At 72.7% G+C, this 16,824-nt stretch carries 14 protein-coding genes; 6 read left to right on the top strand and 8 right to left on the bottom strand.

Translation table 11 applies throughout. From position 1 onward, the window contains the following. The first annotated feature begins 76 nt into the window (after window positions 1–76). Entirely contained in the window at window positions 77–1,318 is a 1,242-nt protein-coding gene (trpB, locus tag MKK75_RS13935; protein WP_244043153.1) for a tryptophan synthase subunit beta, read from the top strand. A gap of 7 nt (window positions 1,319–1,325) precedes the next feature. Here trpB and MKK75_RS13930 read toward each other — a convergent pair whose 3' ends face one another. The 3 genes from MKK75_RS13930 to MKK75_RS36100 all read right to left on the bottom strand — a co-directional run bounded on the left by MKK75_RS13930 (window position 1,326) and on the right by MKK75_RS36100 (window position 2,760). Further along, the gene (locus tag MKK75_RS13930; RefSeq protein WP_244043152.1) at window positions 1,326–1,733 is read right to left on the bottom strand and encodes a type II toxin-antitoxin system HicB family antitoxin; all 408 of its coding nucleotides are present in this window, start codon (window positions 1,731–1,733) and stop codon (window positions 1,326–1,328) included. Window positions 1,734–1,877: 144 nt separating this feature from the next. Then, a complete protein-coding gene (locus MKK75_RS13925) occupies window positions 1,878–2,126 on the bottom strand; it encodes a type II toxin-antitoxin system VapB family antitoxin (RefSeq protein ID WP_244043151.1) in 249 nt (82 codons plus the stop codon). Window positions 2,127–2,172: 46 nt separating this feature from the next. Further along, a complete protein-coding gene (locus MKK75_RS36100; RefSeq protein ID WP_244043150.1) occupies window positions 2,173–2,760 on the bottom strand; it encodes a helix-hairpin-helix domain-containing protein in 588 nt (195 codons plus the stop codon). Between the two features lie 101 nt (window positions 2,761–2,861). On the opposite strand from MKK75_RS36100, the gene MKK75_RS13915 reads away from it, so the two are divergent. Together MKK75_RS13915 and MKK75_RS13910 are read left to right on the top strand one after the other, a co-directional pair. Further along, entirely contained in the window at window positions 2,862–4,706 is a 1,845-nt protein-coding gene (locus tag MKK75_RS13915; protein ID WP_244043149.1) for an ABC transporter ATP-binding protein, read from the top strand. A gap of 142 nt (window positions 4,707–4,848) precedes the next feature. Further along, on the top strand, window positions 4,849–5,808 hold the full coding sequence (locus MKK75_RS13910) for a cell envelope integrity EipB family protein (protein WP_244043148.1): 960 nt from the start codon (window positions 4,849–4,851) through the stop codon (window positions 5,806–5,808). Between the two features lie 204 nt (window positions 5,809–6,012). Here the strand turns inward: MKK75_RS13910 and MKK75_RS13905 are convergent, their stop codons facing one another. After that, a complete protein-coding gene (locus MKK75_RS13905; RefSeq protein WP_244043147.1) occupies window positions 6,013–6,309 on the bottom strand; it encodes a DUF3572 domain-containing protein in 297 nt (98 codons plus the stop codon). A gap of 80 nt (window positions 6,310–6,389) precedes the next feature. On the opposite strand from MKK75_RS13905, the gene MKK75_RS13900 reads away from it, so the two are divergent. Both MKK75_RS13900 and MKK75_RS13895 read left to right on the top strand, forming a co-directional pair. Further along, on the top strand, window positions 6,390–6,761 hold the full coding sequence (locus tag MKK75_RS13900; protein ID WP_007560977.1) for a response regulator: 372 nt from the start codon (window positions 6,390–6,392) through the stop codon (window positions 6,759–6,761). 131 nt (window positions 6,762–6,892) lie between these two features. Next, complete coding sequence (locus MKK75_RS13895) at window positions 6,893–8,266, top strand: PleD family two-component system response regulator (protein ID WP_244043146.1); 1,374 nt, start codon at window positions 6,893–6,895, stop codon at window positions 8,264–8,266. A 12-nt stretch (window positions 8,267–8,278) separates the two neighbouring features. Here the strand turns inward: MKK75_RS13895 and MKK75_RS13890 are convergent, their stop codons facing one another. Then, a complete protein-coding gene (locus tag MKK75_RS13890; protein WP_244043145.1) occupies window positions 8,279–8,968 on the bottom strand; it encodes an MgtC/SapB family protein in 690 nt (229 codons plus the stop codon). A 317-nt stretch (window positions 8,969–9,285) separates the two neighbouring features. Between MKK75_RS13890 and MKK75_RS13885 the strand changes: the two genes are divergently transcribed. Beyond that, window positions 9,286–10,494, top strand: coding sequence for a DUF2252 family protein (locus MKK75_RS13885; RefSeq protein ID WP_244043144.1), 1,209 nt, complete (start codon window positions 9,286–9,288; stop codon window positions 10,492–10,494). A gap of 287 nt (window positions 10,495–10,781) precedes the next feature. Here MKK75_RS13885 and MKK75_RS13880 read toward each other — a convergent pair whose 3' ends face one another. The 3 genes from MKK75_RS13880 to MKK75_RS13870 form a co-directional block, all read right to left on the bottom strand. Beyond that, window positions 10,782–16,310: an autotransporter domain-containing protein gene (locus tag MKK75_RS13880; RefSeq protein WP_244043143.1), complete on the bottom strand. Its 5,529-nt coding sequence runs from the start codon at window positions 16,308–16,310 to the stop codon at window positions 10,782–10,784. A gap of 72 nt (window positions 16,311–16,382) precedes the next feature. After that, window positions 16,383–16,574: a hypothetical protein gene (locus MKK75_RS13875; protein WP_244043142.1), complete on the bottom strand. Its 192-nt coding sequence runs from the start codon at window positions 16,572–16,574 to the stop codon at window positions 16,383–16,385. Beyond that, the coding region (locus MKK75_RS13870) for a hypothetical protein (RefSeq protein WP_244043141.1) at window positions 16,571–16,824 on the bottom strand (254 nt) is incomplete at its 5' end. The genes MKK75_RS13870 and MKK75_RS13875, both read right to left, overlap by 4 nt.

Raw genomic sequence — 16,824 nt, 5'->3', positions numbered from 1 at the left:
AGGCCGCATTGCGGCGGCGCCCGCATGGGTCTACGCACCCGGCAACAGATCGACTTCCGCGCGCAGGATCCGTCCCGTGACCATCGCCCCCGAGCCCAATTCCTTCCGCACCGGCCCCGACGAGCGCGGCCGCTTCGGCATCTTCGGCGGCCGCTTCGTCGCCGAGACGCTGATGCCGCTGATCCTCGAGCTGGAGGCGGCCTACGAGGCGGCGAAGGTCGATCCCGCCTTCGCGGCCGACATGGCGAGCTACGGCACCCACTATATCGGCCGGCCGAGCCCGCTCTACTACGCCGAGCGCCTCACCGAGCACCTGCGCGCCAAGGCGCCGGCGGGCCAAGGGGCCAAGGTCTATTTCAAGCGCGAGGAGCTGAACCATACCGGCTCCCACAAGGTGAACAACGTGCTGGGCCAGATCCTGCTGGCCCGCCGCATGGGCAAGCCGCGGATCATCGCCGAGACCGGCGCCGGCCAGCACGGCGTCGCCACCGCCACGCTCTGCGCGCGCTTCGGCCTCAAGTGCGTCGTCTACATGGGCGCGGTCGACGTCGCCCGGCAGGCGCCCAACGTCTTCCGCATGAAGATGCTCGGCGCCGAGGTGATCCCGGTGGAATCCGGCACCCGGACCCTCAAGGACGCCATGAACGAGGCCCTGCGCGACTGGGTCACCAACGTCGCCGACACGTTCTACTGCATCGGCACGGTGGCGGGGCCGCACCCGTACCCCGCGATGGTGCGCGACTTCCAGTCGGTGATCGGCCGCGAGACCCGCGAGCAGATGCTCGCCCAGGAGGGCCGCCTGCCGGACTCGCTGATCGCCTGCATCGGCGGCGGCTCGAACGCGATGGGGCTGTTCCACCCGTTCCTGGACGACCGCGAAGTCGAGATCTTCGGGGTCGAGGCGGCGGGCCACGGCGTCGAGAGCGGCCTGCACGCGGCCTCGCTCACGGGCGGCAAGCCGGGGGTGCTGCACGGCAACCGCACCTACCTGCTGATGGACGCGGACGGGCAGATCTCCGACGCGCACTCGATCTCGGCCGGGCTCGACTATCCGGGCATCGGCCCCGAGCACGCGTGGCTGCACGAGATGGGCCGGGTCAAATACCTCTCGGCCACCGATTCCGAGACCCTGGAGGCGTTCAAGCTCTGCTCGATGCTGGAGGGGATCATCCCCGCCCTGGAGCCGGCCCACGCCCTGTCCAAGGTGCTGGACATCGCCCCGCAGCGCCCAGCCGATCACCTGATGGTGCTGAACATGTCGGGCCGCGGCGACAAGGATATTCCGCAGGTGGCCGAGATCTTCGGGACGACGCTCTGAGGGCGCGTCAGCCCTCAGCCAGGATCTTATCCCGCGCCGCGGAGACCAGGAAGGCCGATCGCGTGAGGCCCCGTGCCCGCGCGGCGGCGTCGATCTCGGCCAGGGCCGCCGCGTCCAGCGAGACGTTGACCCGCACCGGGCGGCCGGAATCGAGCAGCAGCGGGACGAGGCCGAGCGTCGCCTCCTCCAGCACCTCGGCCAGGGCCGGGTCGACGCGCAGGGCATCCGGCCCGCGCGGGACCGGCGGCGACAGGCCGGCCGCGATGCGATCCGCCATCCACTCGCTCAGGGCGGCCGTGGCATTCGCCATCGCCTCGTCGACGGTCGCGCCCATGGCGGTGCAGCCGGGGCAATCGGGCACCGCGACGCCGTAGGCACCGGCCTCGCCATCGATCAGCACGGTGTAGCGGGACATCCGCCTCTCCTTAGATCCAGCCCGCAGCGCCGGCGATGTTGCGGGCGTCCGGAATCGTGAGGTCGAGATTACGCGCCACGGCCACGGTGGTCTCCCACAGGGCGAGCGGTGAGAGCCGAAGCGTCCACGAACATCGGTGCCGCCTCAACGGCGCTCATAGAGGCTGTCGATGAAGGCCGCGTCGGCAGGCTTCAGCTCGGGCCCGGCCCGCTCACGAAGCGCCTGGACGAAGTCCGCCGTCTGCTCGAACAGATCGCGCTTGCCCGTCTGATGGGCGATCTCGCTCTGAAGGGCACGGCGCACCGCGTCCGTCTTGTTCGTCCCCAGCAGCAGCATGAGATGCGTCGCAAGCGCATCGACCTGCGGATCCTTGACGGAGAGCGGCATGTCCATGCCCGTTGGATATCCTCGATCGACCTAGGTTATATCCTCGGCCGCCTCACCGCACCGTCACCTGATCCTTGATCCGCTCGTACACGGCCCGGCTGAGCACCCGCTTCGACAACAGCTGCTCCACCGACGTGTACGGGCGCTTGGCGACGATCGCCCGGCCGATGGCGCCGCCCCCCCGCAGGCGGTTGAGATCGGCCACCGAGGCGGTGTTCAGGTCGACCACCGCCAGGGCCCGGGGCCCGGCGCTGTCCTCGGCCTTCTCGACCTCGGCCTGGGCGGCGGCTTCCTGTCCCTGCGGCTGAGCCGGAGCCTGACCTTGCGCGGCCGGATCGGACGGGAAGGCGAGGGCGTCGGACGGCATCTGACCCGGGGCGGCGGGCGCCGCGGCGATCTGAGGCGGAGCGTCGGTCGGGGGCGATGCGTTGAGGCCCCGATCGGACCCGGCCGCCGGTGCCGGGACAGGCGTCGGCGGACTTGGCTGGACGACGGCCGGCGGCTCGGCCACCTGAGGCGGCACGGGTTGGGACACGGGCGCGGGCGCCGGGCTCGGCAACAGGGCCTGCACCACCGCGGCGAGGATGCCGGCGATGATGAGGAGAAGTGAGATTCTGAGGATCGCAGGGCCGCTGAGCACACACCACTCGACGAGATCTAAGCCTCTATAATGCTACAGCTTATGCTTTCGTCGCGTTTCGGCCAACCGGCCGGCGTCCTTCGGCGTTGGATCGCGCGGCGATGACCGGTCCGGCCGACCGCCCGGGGGCGCGCCTCGGGGCCCTGCGCTACCTGCCGACCCTGTTCCGCGAGGTCGCGGCTTCGAGCCCGCGCCTCCTCGCCGCGAGCCTGGCCTTGCGCCTCCTGGCCGCCTGCCTGCCGGTCCTGACCCTGTACCTCGCCAAGCTGATCCTCGACGGGATCGTGGCCGAGCACGCCCGCCCGGCGCCGGAGTCGGGGTTTTCCGGATGGCTCGCCGATCCCGGACGGGCCCGCCTCGCCGGTCTGGTGGCGGCCGAGTTCGGCCTCGCCCTGCTGTCGGACCTGACCGGCCGGCTCACGAATCTCACCGAGACCCTGATCGGCGACCGTTACGCCAACGCGGCCTCCCTGCGGCTGATGGCGCACGCCGCCGCCCTCGACCTCGCGCAGTTCGAGGACAGCGCCCAGCAGGACCGGCTGGAGCGGGCGCGCCGGCAGGTCAGCGGCCGCACCGGTCTCATCGGAACGGTGCTCGGCCAGGTCCAGGCCCTGCTGACCCTGGCCTCGCTGGCCGCGGGGGTCGCGGCGTTCACGCCCTGGCTGGTGGCGCTGATCGGCGCCGCCCTGGTGCCGGCGCTCCTCAACGAGTGGCACTTCACCAAGGCCGGCTACCGCCTCGCGTGGTTCCGCAGCCCGGAGCGGCGCCGGCTCGATTACCTGCGCTACGTCGGCGCCAGCGTCGAGACCGCCAAGGAGATCAAGCTGTTCGGCCTGTCCGACTACCTCACCGGCCTCTACGGGGCGATGGCCGGGCGGCTGCTCGCGGAGAACCGCAGCCTCGCCACCGCCCGGGCCCACTGGGGCTTCGCCTTCGCGAGCCTCGGGACGCTCGCCTACTATGCCGCCTACGCGGCGATCGTCTGGCGGACCGTGGCAGGATCATTCTCGGTGGGGGATCTCGCCTTCCTGGCCGGGGCGTTCCAGCGCCTGCGCGGCGGCATCGAGGGGCTGCTCCTCGGCCTGACCCAGGTGACCGGGCAGGCCCAGTACCTGGACGACTTCTACACGTTCTTCGCGATCCGGCCGCAGGTCCGCACGCCCGCGCATCCGGTGCCGGTGCCGAGCCCGATCCGGGAGGGGCTGGTCTTCGAGGATGTCGGCTACCGCTATCCCGGCACGCAGACCTTCGCGCTGCGCCACCTGTCCTTCGCGGTGCGGGCCGGCGAGACGGTGGCGCTGGTCGGCGGCAACGGCGCCGGCAAGACCACGATCGTCAAGCTGATGACCCGGCTCTACGATCCGCACGAGGGCCGCGTGCTCCTCGACGGGGTGCCGCTGCCGGAATACGACCTCGCGGAGCTGCGGGCGCGGATCGGCGCGATCTTCCAGGATTTCGTCCGCTTCCAGCTCACCGCGGGGGAGAACGTGGCGGTCGGCCGGATCGAGGCCGCCGCGGATACCGACCGGATCGCGGGCGCCGCCGTCCGGGGCCTCGCCGCCCCGGTGATCGAGCGCCTGCCCGAGGGCTACGCCCAGCCGCTCGGCAAGCTCTTCTCGGGCGGCCTCGACCTCTCCGGGGGCGAGTGGCAGAAGATCGCCCTGTCCCGGGCCTACATGCGCGAGGCCGAGATCCTGATCCTGGACGAGCCCACCGCCGCCCTCGATGCCCGGGCCGAGTACGACGTCTTCGCGCGGTTCCGGGAGCTCTCGGCGGGGCGCACGACGGTGCTGATCTCGCACCGCTTCTCGACCGTGCGGATGGCCGACCGCATCCTGGTGCTGGAGGGCGGCCGGGTGCTGGAGGCGGGGAACCACGCCGCCCTGATGGCCCGGGGCGGCCGCTACGCCGAGCTGTTCACCCTCCAGGCCGAGGGCTACCGGTAGTCCCCAGGATTGCCCGATTCGCCAAGCCTGCTATCTGCGGCGGACTGAGAGCCGCTCACAAAACTCCCGCTGCGCCGTCGCGGTCAGAGGGAGAACGCCCGTGCCCGGGCGTTTCGTGAGGCGTTCTGAACCGAGGTCATCCATGCGCCTGCGCCTCCATCGCCTGCTGACGGCCGGCCTTCTCGTCTCCGCCTGGAGCGCGCAGGCGGCCCCCGTCGTCTCCGAGCCGACCGCCCCCGTGCCCGGGGCGCAGAACCAGGCCCCGGCCCAGACCCCGGCCCAGACCCCTCCGCAGGCTCCGGCCCCGGCGCCCGCAATCGTGCTCGCCAACCACCGGGCCGTCTACGACCTGTCGCTGGACGAGGGCGGCAGCAGCCGTTCGGTCGAGAGCGCCCGCGGGCGCATCGTCATCGATTTCCGGGGGGATGCCTGCCGCGGCTATACGATGCTGACCCGGCAGGTGACGGAATTGTCCTCCGGCGAGACCGGGGCGCGCCTGTCCGACATGCGCAGCACCACCTTCGAGGGCGGGCAGGGCCGGGAGTTCCGGTTCAAGACGACGACGCTGACCAACAACCAGCCCGCCGCCCCGGTGGACGGGACCGCCACCGACCAGGGCGATGCCGTCACGGTGAAGCTGAAGGGCGGCGCCAAGCCGTTCACCGTCGAGGGGCCGGTGCTGTTCCCGAGCGAGCACATGCGCCGGCTGATCGAGGCCGCGCGGGCGGGACAGTCGACCCTTTCGGTCAAGGTCTTCGACGGGTCCGACGACGGGAAGAAGGTCTACGACACGTTTGCGGTGATCGGCCACACTGAGACGGGTCCGGCGCCGGCCTCCGGCTCGACCCGGGACAAGCCGCTCCGCGCGGGGGCGATCGCCGGCATGCCGCACTGGCCGGTGCGCCTGAGCTACTACACCGAGGGCGCCGGCGAGCGCACGCCGATCTACACCCTCGGCTTCGACCTCTACGAGAACGGGGTGAGCGGCGCGCTCAAGCTTGATTACGGCGACTTCGCCATCCTGGGCGACATGACCGCTCTCGACATCGACGCCACCGCGGGGAAGGGCGACAAGGACGCGGGGAAGGGCTGCACGCCGTGAGGGCCCACCCGCGCCCATGAAGCGCGCCCTTCCCCGGACAGGTGGAGCGAAGCGGAACCTGATCCGGGACCCAGCGCAGGAACAAACCGCGTCGGCGGCACCGTCCAACCGGACGCTCTGCGTCGTCTCGCGCTGGATCCCGGGTCGCATTCCACTGCGTTTCATGCGCCCGGGAGAGGGCTGCGCCCGACAAGCGGGAACGCCTCACGCCCACTCGTCATCCGGCCGCGGCGAGAGCCGGTGCCACGCCGTGGCGATCCGCTCCGGCTTCACGTCCAGCGCCCGTGCACAGGCCAGAAGCACGTTCTCGTCGCCCATCACGTGATCGAGGACGCCGACCAGGAAAGCCGGCTCCCGGACGCTCGCGCGCAGCGTATCGAGGTCGAGACCGGTCGCCGCGAGGAACGGCAGGAGGCGGTCCTCCTCCCCCGTGATCCACAGCAGAACGTTGAGGGCGAGCCGCTCCGCGGCCTCATCCCCTTGAAGAGGTTTGCCATTCATCAACATGTCAACGCTACAAAGGTGATGGAGGGGCTTCACCGCCCGCTAATCATGATCAGCGAGCACCGGGACAACGGATCATGAAGAAGACGGTGCTGATCGTCGAGGACAACGAGTTGAACATGAAGCTGTTCAACGACCTCCTGGAGGCGAACGGCTACGCGACGCTCAAGACCGCCCACGGCATTGAGGCGATCGAGCTGGCGCGCGCCCACCACCCCGACCTGATCCTGATGGACATCCAGCTCCCGGAGGTCTCGGGCCTCGAAGTCACCAAGTGGCTCAAGGAGGACGACGACCTCAAGTCCATCCCGGTGATCGCCATCACGGCCTTCGCCATGAAGGGCGATGAGGAGCGGATCCGCGAGGGCGGCTGCGAGGCGTATCTGTCGAAGCCGATCTCGGTCGCGAAGTTTTTGGCAACGGTTCGCGCGTATCTTGAGCCGCGGTGACTCCGGAGGGGCATACCGTTGAGGCGGCTCCCCGACCGAGCCGGGGGACCGCCTGAACCGTCTGTCTCGATGCGTGGCCGTGTCCCGACCCGCCCGTCCCGGGCCGCCCTGCCACGCGTCAGCGAGGAACCATGTCGGCCCGCGTCCTGATCGTCGACGACCTGTTCCCCAACGTGAAGCTTCTGGAGACGAAGCTCGGGCTCGAATATTTCGACACCGTCACCGCCATGAACGGCCGGGACGCCATCTCGATCTGCGAGCAGGGCCTGTGCGACCTCGTCCTGCTCGACGTGATGATGCCCGGCATGGACGGGTTCGAGGTCTGCCGCCACCTCAAGGGCAACCCGGTCACCGCCCATATCCCGGTGGTGATGGTCACGGCCCTCGACCAGCCCTCCGACCGCCTGCGCGGCCTCGATGCGGGCGCGGACGACTTCCTGACCAAGCCCGTGGACGACACCGCCCTGTTCACCCGGGTGCGCAGCCTCGTCCGCCTCAAGGCGGTCACCGACGAGCTGCGCCAGCGGGCCTTGGCCTCCGCCGAGTTCGGGATCGGCGATCCCCTGGCGCTCGCCGCGGCGGAGACCGGCCTCGACGCCCGGATCCTGCTGATCGAGGACCGCCCCGGCTCGGCCGAGCGCCTCGCCGGGGCGCTCCGCCAGCACCACGCGGTGACGATCGAGCCCGATCCGCAGGCGGCCCTGGTGCTCGCCGCCGAGGGCGGGTTCGACCTCGCCCTGGTGAGCCTCGACCTCGACGGGTTCGACGGCCTGCGCCTGTGCAGCCAGCTCCGCTCGCTCGACCGCACCCGCGCCATGCCGCTGATCATGCTGGCTGAGGAGCACGACCGCGCCCGGGTGGTGCGCGGGCTCGATTTCGGCGTGCACGACTTCCTGATGCGCCCGGTCGACCGCAACGAGCTGATGGCCCGGGCCCGGACCCAGGTGAAGCGCCGGCGCTTCACGGACGCGCTCCGGGGGGCGATGCAGGCCTCCCTGCAGATGGCCGTGACCGACGCGCTGACCGGCCTGCACAACCGGCGCTACCTCGACAACCACCTCGGCGCGGTGTTCTCGGAGCCGGGCACCCGGCGCTCCGCGCTTGCCGCCCTGATCCTCGACATCGACCACTTCAAGCGGATCAACGACGGCTACGGCCACGAGGCCGGGGACGAGGTGCTGCGGGGCTTCGCCGACCGGGTCCGCCAGCACACGCGGCCGGTCGACATCGTGGCGCGCTACGGCGGCGAGGAGGTGGTGGTGATCCTGCCGGAGGCCGGCCTCGCCGAGGCGCAGGTGATCGCCGAGCGCATCCGCGAGCGGGTCGAGGCGGTACCGTTCGCGGTGCAGCGGGCGACCCGGTCCATCGGCGTGACGGTCTCGATCGGCGTCGCCGTGCGGCAGACGGACGACGCGGATCCCGGCGCCATGCTCCGGCGGGCCGACCTTGCCCTCTACCGGGCCAAGGCGGCGGGGCGGAACCGGGTGGAGGCCCAGGCGGCCTGATCGGCGCGGGCTCTAGCTCAGGTCTTCCCAGGCGACCTTCGTGACCGCCCGCGCCGCCCGCAGCCGCGCGAGGGCGGCGAGGGTCCAGGCCCGGGCATCCCCCCGATGCGACCCGATGCAGCGCAGGCTGCCGCCCGCCTCGCCGAGGGTCAGCGTGCTGGCCTTCACCGCCAGGCCCAGGGCGTCGAGGTCGGCCAGGAGGGCTGCCGGATCGGCCTCCGGGCCGAACTCCACCGTCATCGTGCCGTAGCTGCGCCGCCGCAGAACGGCTTCGAGCCGGCGCAGGGCCTGGAGCGTCACGAGCCCGCAGAGGGTGGCGGCGGTGCCGATCTGCCACCCGCCGCTGCCGAAGCACAGCCCGATCACCGTCGTGAGCCACAGGGTCGCCGCCGTGGTGACCCCGCGCACGATGTTGCCCTGCTTGAGGATCGTGCCGGCGCCGATGAAGCCGATGCCGCCGAGAACACCCTGTGCCAGCCGCATCAGGTCGAGCCGGGTGAGGCCGCCCCGGGAACCGACGGTCTGCGCCAGTAGCCAGTCGGCGAGCAGCATCGCCGTGCAGGCCGAGAGGCAGATCAGCACCAGGGTCCGCAGGCCCGCCGGATGGCCGAGTTCCTCCCGGTCCCAGCCCAGCACGAAGGCCGCCAGGAAGCTGAGGCCGAGCCGGACCGCGATCGTGTCGAGGGTCGGATCGCCGCTCATCGGGCAAGTCCCGGGCAACGCGCAAGTCCCGAGCAAGGCGCAAGTCCCGGGCAAGGCGCAAGTTCCGGGCAAGGCGCAAGTCGCCCGCAAGTCCCGGCCGCCCACCGGATACAGTGGGCCCAGTGGAGGCGCGATGGGCGAAGGTCGGATCGAGGGCAATGCGGTCGCATGGACGCGAGGTATAGCTTGCCGCCACATCAGAAAGACCGCAGGCGCCGGATGAACCGGAATTTAATATCTCGGTGCGCACGCTGCATCGATACACGCGTTGTCGGGCACACTATCGATTGACTTCAGCACCAGGAGCGGACGACCGAATGGACATGCAGGTGCCGGTACGGTCCGGCCGCGACGCGAGCGTGCTGGAGCACCGCCGCCTGTGCAAGATCGCCTCCTCGCCGCACGCCTATGTCCGCGGCACCACGGCGCGCTTCTACGAGCTGATCGCCCGGATGCCGGCCGGAACCCTGCCCGAGGGGCCGCCGGTCTGGATCTGCGGCGACGCGCATCTCGGCAATCTCGGCGCCGTGGCCGATGCCGAGGGGCGGATCGGCATCGAGATCCGCGACCTCGACCAGACCGTGGTGGCGAACCCGGCCTTCGATCTCGTGCGGCTATCGCTGTCGCTGGTCACCGCGGCGCTGAACGCGACGCTGCCCGGCATCGTCACCGCCCGCATGATGGATGCCATGGCGAACGGCTACGCCGAGGGGATCGCCGACCCCGATGGCGTCGAGGGCGCGGTCGCCGAATCCGACATCGTCGCCACCACGAGGCACCGGGCGCTCGGCCGGCGCTGGCGCCACCTGTCCCGCGAGCGCCTGAAGGGCAAGACCGACCACCTGCCGCGGGGGAACCGATTCTTCGACCTCGACCCCGACGAGCAGAATGCGTTGACGGCGCTGATCCGGGATCCGACGGTGCGCCGGCTCGTCCTGGCGCTGGGCAGCGGCGCGACCGATGCCGAGATCCGGCTGCTCGACGCCGCCTACTGGATCAAGGGCTGCAGCTCCCTCGGCCGCCTGCGCTATGCCGGCCTCGTGGAGGGTCTCGGCGGCGCGCGGCCGCACCGCGCGCTCCTCGACGTGAAGGAGGCGGTGCCGCACCTCGCCCCGGCCGCCCGCGGCGCGCCCATGCCGGCCGACCACGCCGAACGCGTGGCGGCGGGCGCCCGGGCGCTGTCGCCGCATCTCGGCGACCGGATGGTGGCCGGCCACGTCCTGGGCAAACCCGTCACGATCCGCGAGCTGATGCCGCAGGATCTCAAGATCGACGCCGAGCAGTTCTCCCGCCGGGAGGCGGTCCGCGTCGCCGGCCACCTCGCCGCGGTCCTCGGCCGGGCCCACGGCCGGCAGATGGACGAGCCCGCCCGCCGGACCTGGATCGATGCGGTGCGGGCCCCCGGCCCGGGCCCCGACGCCCCCGGCTGGCTCTGGTCCGTGGTCACGGACCTGATGGGCGCGCACCAGCGCGGCTATCTGGAGCATTGCTACCGGATCGCCCGCGAGGACCTGTCGCACGGCTGAGCCCGGTGGTCGCCGCCCGGCGCAACCGCCCCCGGTCCGGCCGATCCGGAGCCGGACCGGGGCTGCGCGCGATCATCCGGCGGGGGCGCTCTCCGCCGAAGCGGACATCGGTTCGGCACTAGAGCGCGCGTTGCGGCAACGGCTGATACCCCGTTGCGTGATCCCGACCCACGGTCGGGATCACCGGGCCCGGCGGACGACCGCCGCGCCTTCGCGCGGACGAACCGCGCGGGGTCGGGCTCATCACGGTTCGGTATGGGAGCCGCGCCCGCGGCCTCATCCAGACCTCACCAGCTCAGGCTCAGGGTACCCCGCAGCGTGTGGTCCTGAGCCCGGCCGCCCACCTGACCCGAATAGGCCACCCCCAGGGTCAGGTCCTCCGCGACCCGGGCATCGATCGCCGCCGCGGCCATCAGGGCGTCCCGGGCGAGCGGAACGCCCGCCGTCTCGAACGGACGGCCGCCGCCGAAGGCCATCAGTGCCCGCGGGACCACGTCCCCGAAGGCCCGTTGGTAGCCGAGCGATCCCCGCACCGCCACCGGCAGGCCGAGGCCCAGCGCCTCCGCGATTCCGACCGTGCCCTGGAGGCCGAGGGACGCCGTCTGCACGTCGTAGCCGCGGCCGAACACCCGCAGCGCCGCAGCACCTCCGCGCTCGGTGAACCCGTCGCGCCGCAGATGCAGCGCCGTGCCGCCCACGAACGGCTCCAGCGACGCCGCGCCGCGCGCGAACCGATAGCCGACCTGACCGAAGCCCTGGGCGAGATCACCCTCCACCTTCCCGGTCACGGACTGCGAGAAACCCGGGAACGTCACCCAGCGCCGGGTGTCGAGCGCTTGGCTGCCGTAGACCGCACCGGCCCGCAGGCGCAGCGGACCGAGGGCTGCCCCGCCATAGACGCCCCCGAAGGCGCTCTCTTCCCGGCCGCTCGACAGGCGCGCCGGGATCTCGAAGCCGGCCACGCCGTAGCCCGCCGCCACGCCGACGCGAACCTCGTCGAGGCCGGACAGGTCGGGCGCCGTCTCCAGCCCGAACACGAACCCGCCCAGGTCCCGGGTCACGCGCGCCGCGTTGCCGTCGCCCCGGGTGCTGCCGAGCGTGCCCAGCCCCTGGCCCCAGAGCACGAAACTCGGCCGCACGGGCGCCAGCGCGACGAGGCCGAGGACCGGCTCCCCGGGACCGTCCGCCGCGTAGGCCGCCGGCACGGTCGCGCCGGGGGCGAACCGGCCGGCCAAACCCGCCTCCACAAAGCCCGGACCGTCGAAGCGCAGGCGGTCCAGCAGCGGGCCCTGGATCAGCGACAGGCTCTGCGCGACCGCGGCGATCGCGGTCGCATGAACCTCGCCCGAGAGGACGGTGAGCGCCTGCGTGGCGCCGGCGGCCGTCTGGTTGAGCACGGCGGTGGCCACCTGCGCGGCCGGGCTCGACACCACCGTGGTGATGCCGGTGGTGCCGGTCACCGTCGTGGTCGTCGTACCGTCGACCGAGACCTGCGTGGTCACCGAAGGCCGTGTCGGGGCGGCCGCGGAAGCCGCAGGGGCAGCAGGGGCCGCCACCGTGCTGGTCACGCGCGGTCCCGCTCCGTTCAACGCCGCCGCCGTCCCGGTCTGGTTCGGCGTCGCAGCCCGGCTGGTGAGCGGCGCGGTCTGGGCGAAGCCGAGCGACACGCTGGTGGCGTCGTAGGCCAGCGACGGCGTCAGGAAGGCGAGGTTGCTGGTGGTCCGCAGGCTGTTGAAGCGGCCCGTCACGCCGCCTGTGGCGGTGAGCAGCGTGTAGCGCAGGGCCGGAATGTAGGTGCCCGAGCCCGCCAGCACCTGCACGGTCCCGCCCTGGATCGTCACCGGCCCGGTCACCGCGGTGCGGTCGTTGGCGGTGGGCGTCACCTTGACCGTGTAGAACGAGCCCGGCGCGAAGGTCAGCGGGCCATGGATCGACAGGGTGCCGATCGCCGTGGCGCTGCCCGGCGCCAGCGTGCCGCCCGCCTCGATCAGCGGGTCGCCGATCTTGCCCGAGCCGGCCAGCGTGCCGCCGCGCTTGACCGTGACCTCGGACGCCGTGAGCACGCCGTCGATCTGCAGGGTTCCGGCCGCGACGGTGGTGGCGCCCGTGTAGGTGTTGCGGCCGGCGAGCACGGTGGTGCCGGTGCCCGCCTGGGTGAGGCTGCCCGACCCGGAGATCGCGGGGGCGAAGGCGACGGTGTCGGCCCGGTCGAACACCAGGGTGCCGGCGTTGGCGACGCCGGAGGTCGCCGGGATCGCGCCGGCGGTGCCGCCGTCGCCGAGCCGCAGGGTCGCGCCGGCACCGATGGTGGTGGCACCCGTGTAGCTGCTTGTGCCGGTCAGCGTCAGGGCGCCGGCGCCGGCCAGGGTCAGGCCGACCGCGCCGGCGCCATTCCCGATCGTGCCCGCGAAGGTGCCGGCGCTCAGGCCCGCCACCGTCAGCACGGCCGATCCGCCCGCGCTGCTGGTTACGAGAGCGGCCGGCGAGGCCCCGGCCAGGGCGCCGACGATGTTGCTCGCGCCCGCGAGATCGAGGGTGCCGCTGCCCGCCAGGGTGTAGGCGGAGGCCGCCGAGAAGCCGCCGGCCCCGCCCGCCTTCAGGATCGATCCGTCGCCGACCGTGGTGGCGCCCGTGTAGCGGTTGGCCGTCGAGACGGTGGTGCCGCCGGTGGTGGTCAGCGTGGCGGTGCCGGCGATCCGCGCCAGCGTGCCGCCGGAGGAAGCGACCGGTGCGGTGAGCGCGCCGTTCAGCAGGGTCGCACCGTCGGCGAGGGTGACGGCGGCCTGGATCTGCCGGGTCCCGCCGAGGTCGAGCACGCTGGTGGCGCCCTTGACCGTGGCGGCGGCCGTGGCGCTGCCCAGGGTGCCGGCTCCCGACAGGGCCAGGGTACCAGCGGAGACGGTCGTGCCGCCCGTGTAGGTGTTGGCCCCGGTCAGGATCGTCGTGCCGGCGCGCTGCTGCACGCTGCCTGCGCCCGCGATCACGGGGGCGAAGGTGACGGCTGAGCCGTCCGGGTTGCCGGTGTGGTTGAACACCAGCGTGCCGGAGCCGGCGCCGAACGTCACCTGGGCGGCCGAGATCGTGCCGGCCGGCACCGCCGCCTGGCCCGGGGGCGCGCCGATGGCCAGCGTGCCGGTCGAGCCGTGCTGCTGCGCGAGCGTCAGTGCGCCGCCGGTCACCGCCACGGTCGCGCCCTCCGCGACCGTGAGCGTCCCGGTACCGGAAGAGCCGACGATCAGGCCGATGCTGCTGGTCCAGCGGGAATCGGCGCCTGTCACGGTGACCGAACCGGAGGAGCCGGCGCCGTTGCCGATGTAGCCGATCGTGTTCGAAACCGCCCCGCGATCTGCAACCGTCATTGTTCCGGTGCCGCCCTGGCCCACGTAGAGGTTGAAGCTGTGGGTCCAGGCGGACTTCGCCCCCGTGACCGTCACGGTTCCGACCGAGCCGCGATCGGCGCCGATCGTGCCGCTGCCGCCCGAAGCGGCCCCCCCATGCGCGATGGTGAGCGCGCCCCGTCCGGATGCTCCGACCTTGACGCCGTTCGTGTTGGTCCAGCGGGAATTGGTGCCCATCACGGTGACGTCGGCGGTCGAGCCGCCGGCGGCATCGACGGTGCCGAAGGCATCCGACATCGTTCCGCCACCCGTGATCCGAAGCCGGCCGCCGCGCACGGTCGTGTCGGCCGCGACGGTGTTCGCCCCGGTCAGGGTCCAGGTCCCGGCGCCGTCCTTCGAGAGACCCGCAATGCCGCGGCCGATGGTGCCGGACATCGCGCCGTCGCCCGCTCCGCCCAGCGTGAGGCGCCACGTGTCGAAGGGGGAACTGCCGGTCCCCGTGATGCTGCCCGACACGGTCAACAGGCCCGCATCCGCGTTGATGCGGCTGTCGTCCGTCAAGGTGACCGACCCAGCATAGCTGTTGTCGCCCGAGATGCTGCGCAGGGCGCCGAAGCCGCTCACCCCCGTGCCGGCGAGCGACAGGGCCTCGTTGCCGACCGCGATCCCGCCCTGGAGCTCCAGCGCCGCGCCCGAGGCGACCGTCGTGCCAGTCGCCGCCGTCCCGTCCGCCGCGCCGAGCGCCGTGCTGCTCCGGATGTTGAGCACGCCAGCCGTGATCGTGGTGGCGCCCGAATAGGTGTTGGCGCCGACGAGCGCGAGGGTGCCGGGGCCGGCCAGCATGAGCCCGCCGGCACCGCCGACCGTGCCGGAGGCGGTCAGCGTCGTGACGGCACCGGGCGCGAAGGTGCCGCCGCCGGCGTTGAGCGTGACGGTCCGTGCGCTCGCCACGTCCGCCGTCGTGGCGAGCGTGCCGCCGTCGAAGGACAGGGCGCCCACGGTGGCGCCGAGATTGGCGTCGGACGAGATCTCGAGCATGCCGCCCGAGATCGTGGTGCCGCCCGTGTAGGTGTTGGCGGCGGTGAGCACCGTGGTGCCCGCGAGCTGGCTGACGCCGCCCGCGCCGGTGATCTTCGGCGCGAAGGTGACGGCCGTGCCGTCCGGGTTGCCGGTGTGGTCGAACACCAGCCTGCCGGTGCCGGCGCCGAAATGCACCTCGCCGGCCTGCACCGTGCCGGCGGCAGCCGCTTGGCCGGTCGCCGCGCCGATCGCCAGCGTTCCGGTCGAGCCGGCTTGGTCGGCGACGGTGACCGTGCCGGTGCCGTTGGTGCCGACCGACACCGTGCCGCCCGCCGCCACGGCGAGCGTGCCCGTGCCGCGATGACCGACGGAGAGGTCACTGGCCGCGGTCCAGCGGGAGCCGGAACCGGTCACGGTCGCGCGGCCGGACGAGCCCAACGAAGAAGCGATGGAGCCGTAGGCGCCGGAGAGGCCGCCGCCGGCCTCCAGCCGCAGGGCACCGCCGTCGATCCTGGCGTCGCCGCCGAGCGTGCTCTGCCCCGTCAGCGTCCAGGTGCCGGTCCCGTCCTTGACGAGAGCGCCGATGTGGCCGGCGATGGCGCCCGAGATGATGCCGGTGGCCGCACCGCCCAGGATCAGGTCCCGATCGGCCCCGGCCGCGCCGGAGAGGCCGCCCGACAGGGTCAGCGTATCGGCGTCCACATCGATGCGGCTGCTGTCTGCCAGGGTGATCGGCCCGGCGAAGCCGTTGTCGCCCGAGATGCTGCGCAGGGCACCGCCATTGCGCACCCCCGTGCCGGCGATCGAAAGCGCTTCGGTGCCGACCGCGATCCCGCCCTGGAGTTCCAGCGCCGCGCCCGAGGCCACCGTCGTGCCGGTGGCCGCCGTGCCGTCCGCCGCGCCGAGCGCTGAGGCGTGCCGGATGTTGAGCACGCCACCGGTGACGAGCGTGGCGCCCGTGTAGGTGTTGGCACCGGTGAGCACGACGGTGCCGGGGCCCGCGACGGTGAGCGGTCCGGAGCCGGAGACCACGCCGGAGGCGGTCAGCGTGGTTCCGGCGTCCGGCGCGACCGTGCCGCCGCCGGCGTCGAGCGCGACCGTGCGGGCGGTCGCGAAGCTGGCCGCCGTGGCGAGCGTACCGCCGGAGAAGGACAGCCTGCCGGCGGCGGCGCCGAGATTGGCGTCGGCGGAGACCCGGAGCGTACCGCCGTTGAGCGCCGTGCCGCCCGAATAGGTGTTGGCGCCGGTGAAGGTCTCGGTGCCAGCCGCCAGGATCAGGCCGCCGGTGCCGCCGATCGTGCCGCCGAAGCTGCCGCCAGCGCCGGTGAGCGTCAGGGTCTTCGCGCCCAGCCTGACGGTGCCGGCCTGGCCAGCGGCGGTGTCGGCGAGGCCGGTGATCGCGCTACCGGCCCCGGTCACCGCCGAGATGTCGAACGCGCCGCCGGTGCCCAGCGCCACGCCGCTCGACGCGCCGATAGCACCGGCGCCCGCCAGCGCCAGGGTGCCGTGCGAGATCGTGGTCGCGCCGGCCTAGGTGTGCACGACGGCGACGGCCTCGGTGCCAGCCGGCAGGATCATGCCGCCGGTGCCACCGCTCGTGCCGCCGCAGCCGCCGCAGGCCCCGGCCAGCGCCAGAAGTCTCGCTCCGACGCCGCAGGCGACTGCCTGCCGCGGCGCGGCGTCCCGATGCGACTGGCACCAGCCAGCTTCACGGTGCCTCATGAGAGCGTCGTCGGGCGCGATTGGGGGTGGGCGCAGGTGAAGGCCACGGGGCGAGCCGCCAGGGTACGGCCCGCAGTGCAGCCGATCGTGCCGCCGCAGCTGCCGCCAGCGCCGGTCATCGTCAGGGTCTTCGCGCCCAGCCTGACGGTGCGGGCCTGGCCAGCGGCGGTGTCGGCGAGTCCGGTGATCGCGCTACCGGCCCCGGTCACCGCCGAGATGTCGAACGCGCCGCCGGTGGCCAGCGCCACGC

The sequence above is a fragment of the Methylobacterium sp. J-030 genome (assembly GCF_022829545.1).
Classification (GTDB): Bacteria; Pseudomonadota; Alphaproteobacteria; order Rhizobiales; family Beijerinckiaceae; genus Methylobacterium.
The sequence above is the reverse complement of the archived record's forward strand: the minus strand, read 5'-3'. Positions and strand labels throughout refer to the sequence as shown.

Excerpts from the sequence above, each read along its gene's own strand:
- MKK75_RS13930 (WP_244043152.1), bottom strand. The coding sequence starts at position 1,733 with ATGTCCCGCTACACCGTGCTGATCGATGGCGAGGCCGGTGCCTACGGC.
- MKK75_RS13900 (WP_007560977.1), top strand. The coding sequence starts at position 6,390 with ATGAAGAAGACGGTGCTGATCGTCGAGGACAACGAGTTGAACATGAAG.
- MKK75_RS13905 (WP_244043147.1), bottom strand. The coding sequence starts at position 6,309 with ATGAATGGCAAACCTCTTCAAGGGGATGAGGCCGCGGAGCGGCTCGCC.
- MKK75_RS13895 (WP_244043146.1), top strand. The coding sequence starts at position 6,893 with ATGTCGGCCCGCGTCCTGATCGTCGACGACCTGTTCCCCAACGTGAAG.
- MKK75_RS13890 (WP_244043145.1), bottom strand. The coding sequence starts at position 8,968 with ATGAGCGGCGATCCGACCCTCGACACGATCGCGGTCCGGCTCGGCCTC.
- MKK75_RS13925 (WP_244043151.1), bottom strand. The coding sequence starts at position 2,126 with ATGGACATGCCGCTCTCCGTCAAGGATCCGCAGGTCGATGCGCTTGCG.
- MKK75_RS13910 (WP_244043148.1), top strand. The coding sequence starts at position 4,849 with ATGCGCCTGCGCCTCCATCGCCTGCTGACGGCCGGCCTTCTCGTCTCC.
- MKK75_RS13885 (WP_244043144.1), top strand. The coding sequence starts at position 9,286 with ATGGACATGCAGGTGCCGGTACGGTCCGGCCGCGACGCGAGCGTGCTG.
- MKK75_RS13875 (WP_244043142.1), bottom strand. The coding sequence starts at position 16,574 with ATGAGGCACCGTGAAGCTGGCTGGTGCCAGTCGCATCGGGACGCCGCG.
- MKK75_RS13915 (WP_244043149.1), top strand. The coding sequence starts at position 2,862 with ATGACCGGTCCGGCCGACCGCCCGGGGGCGCGCCTCGGGGCCCTGCGC.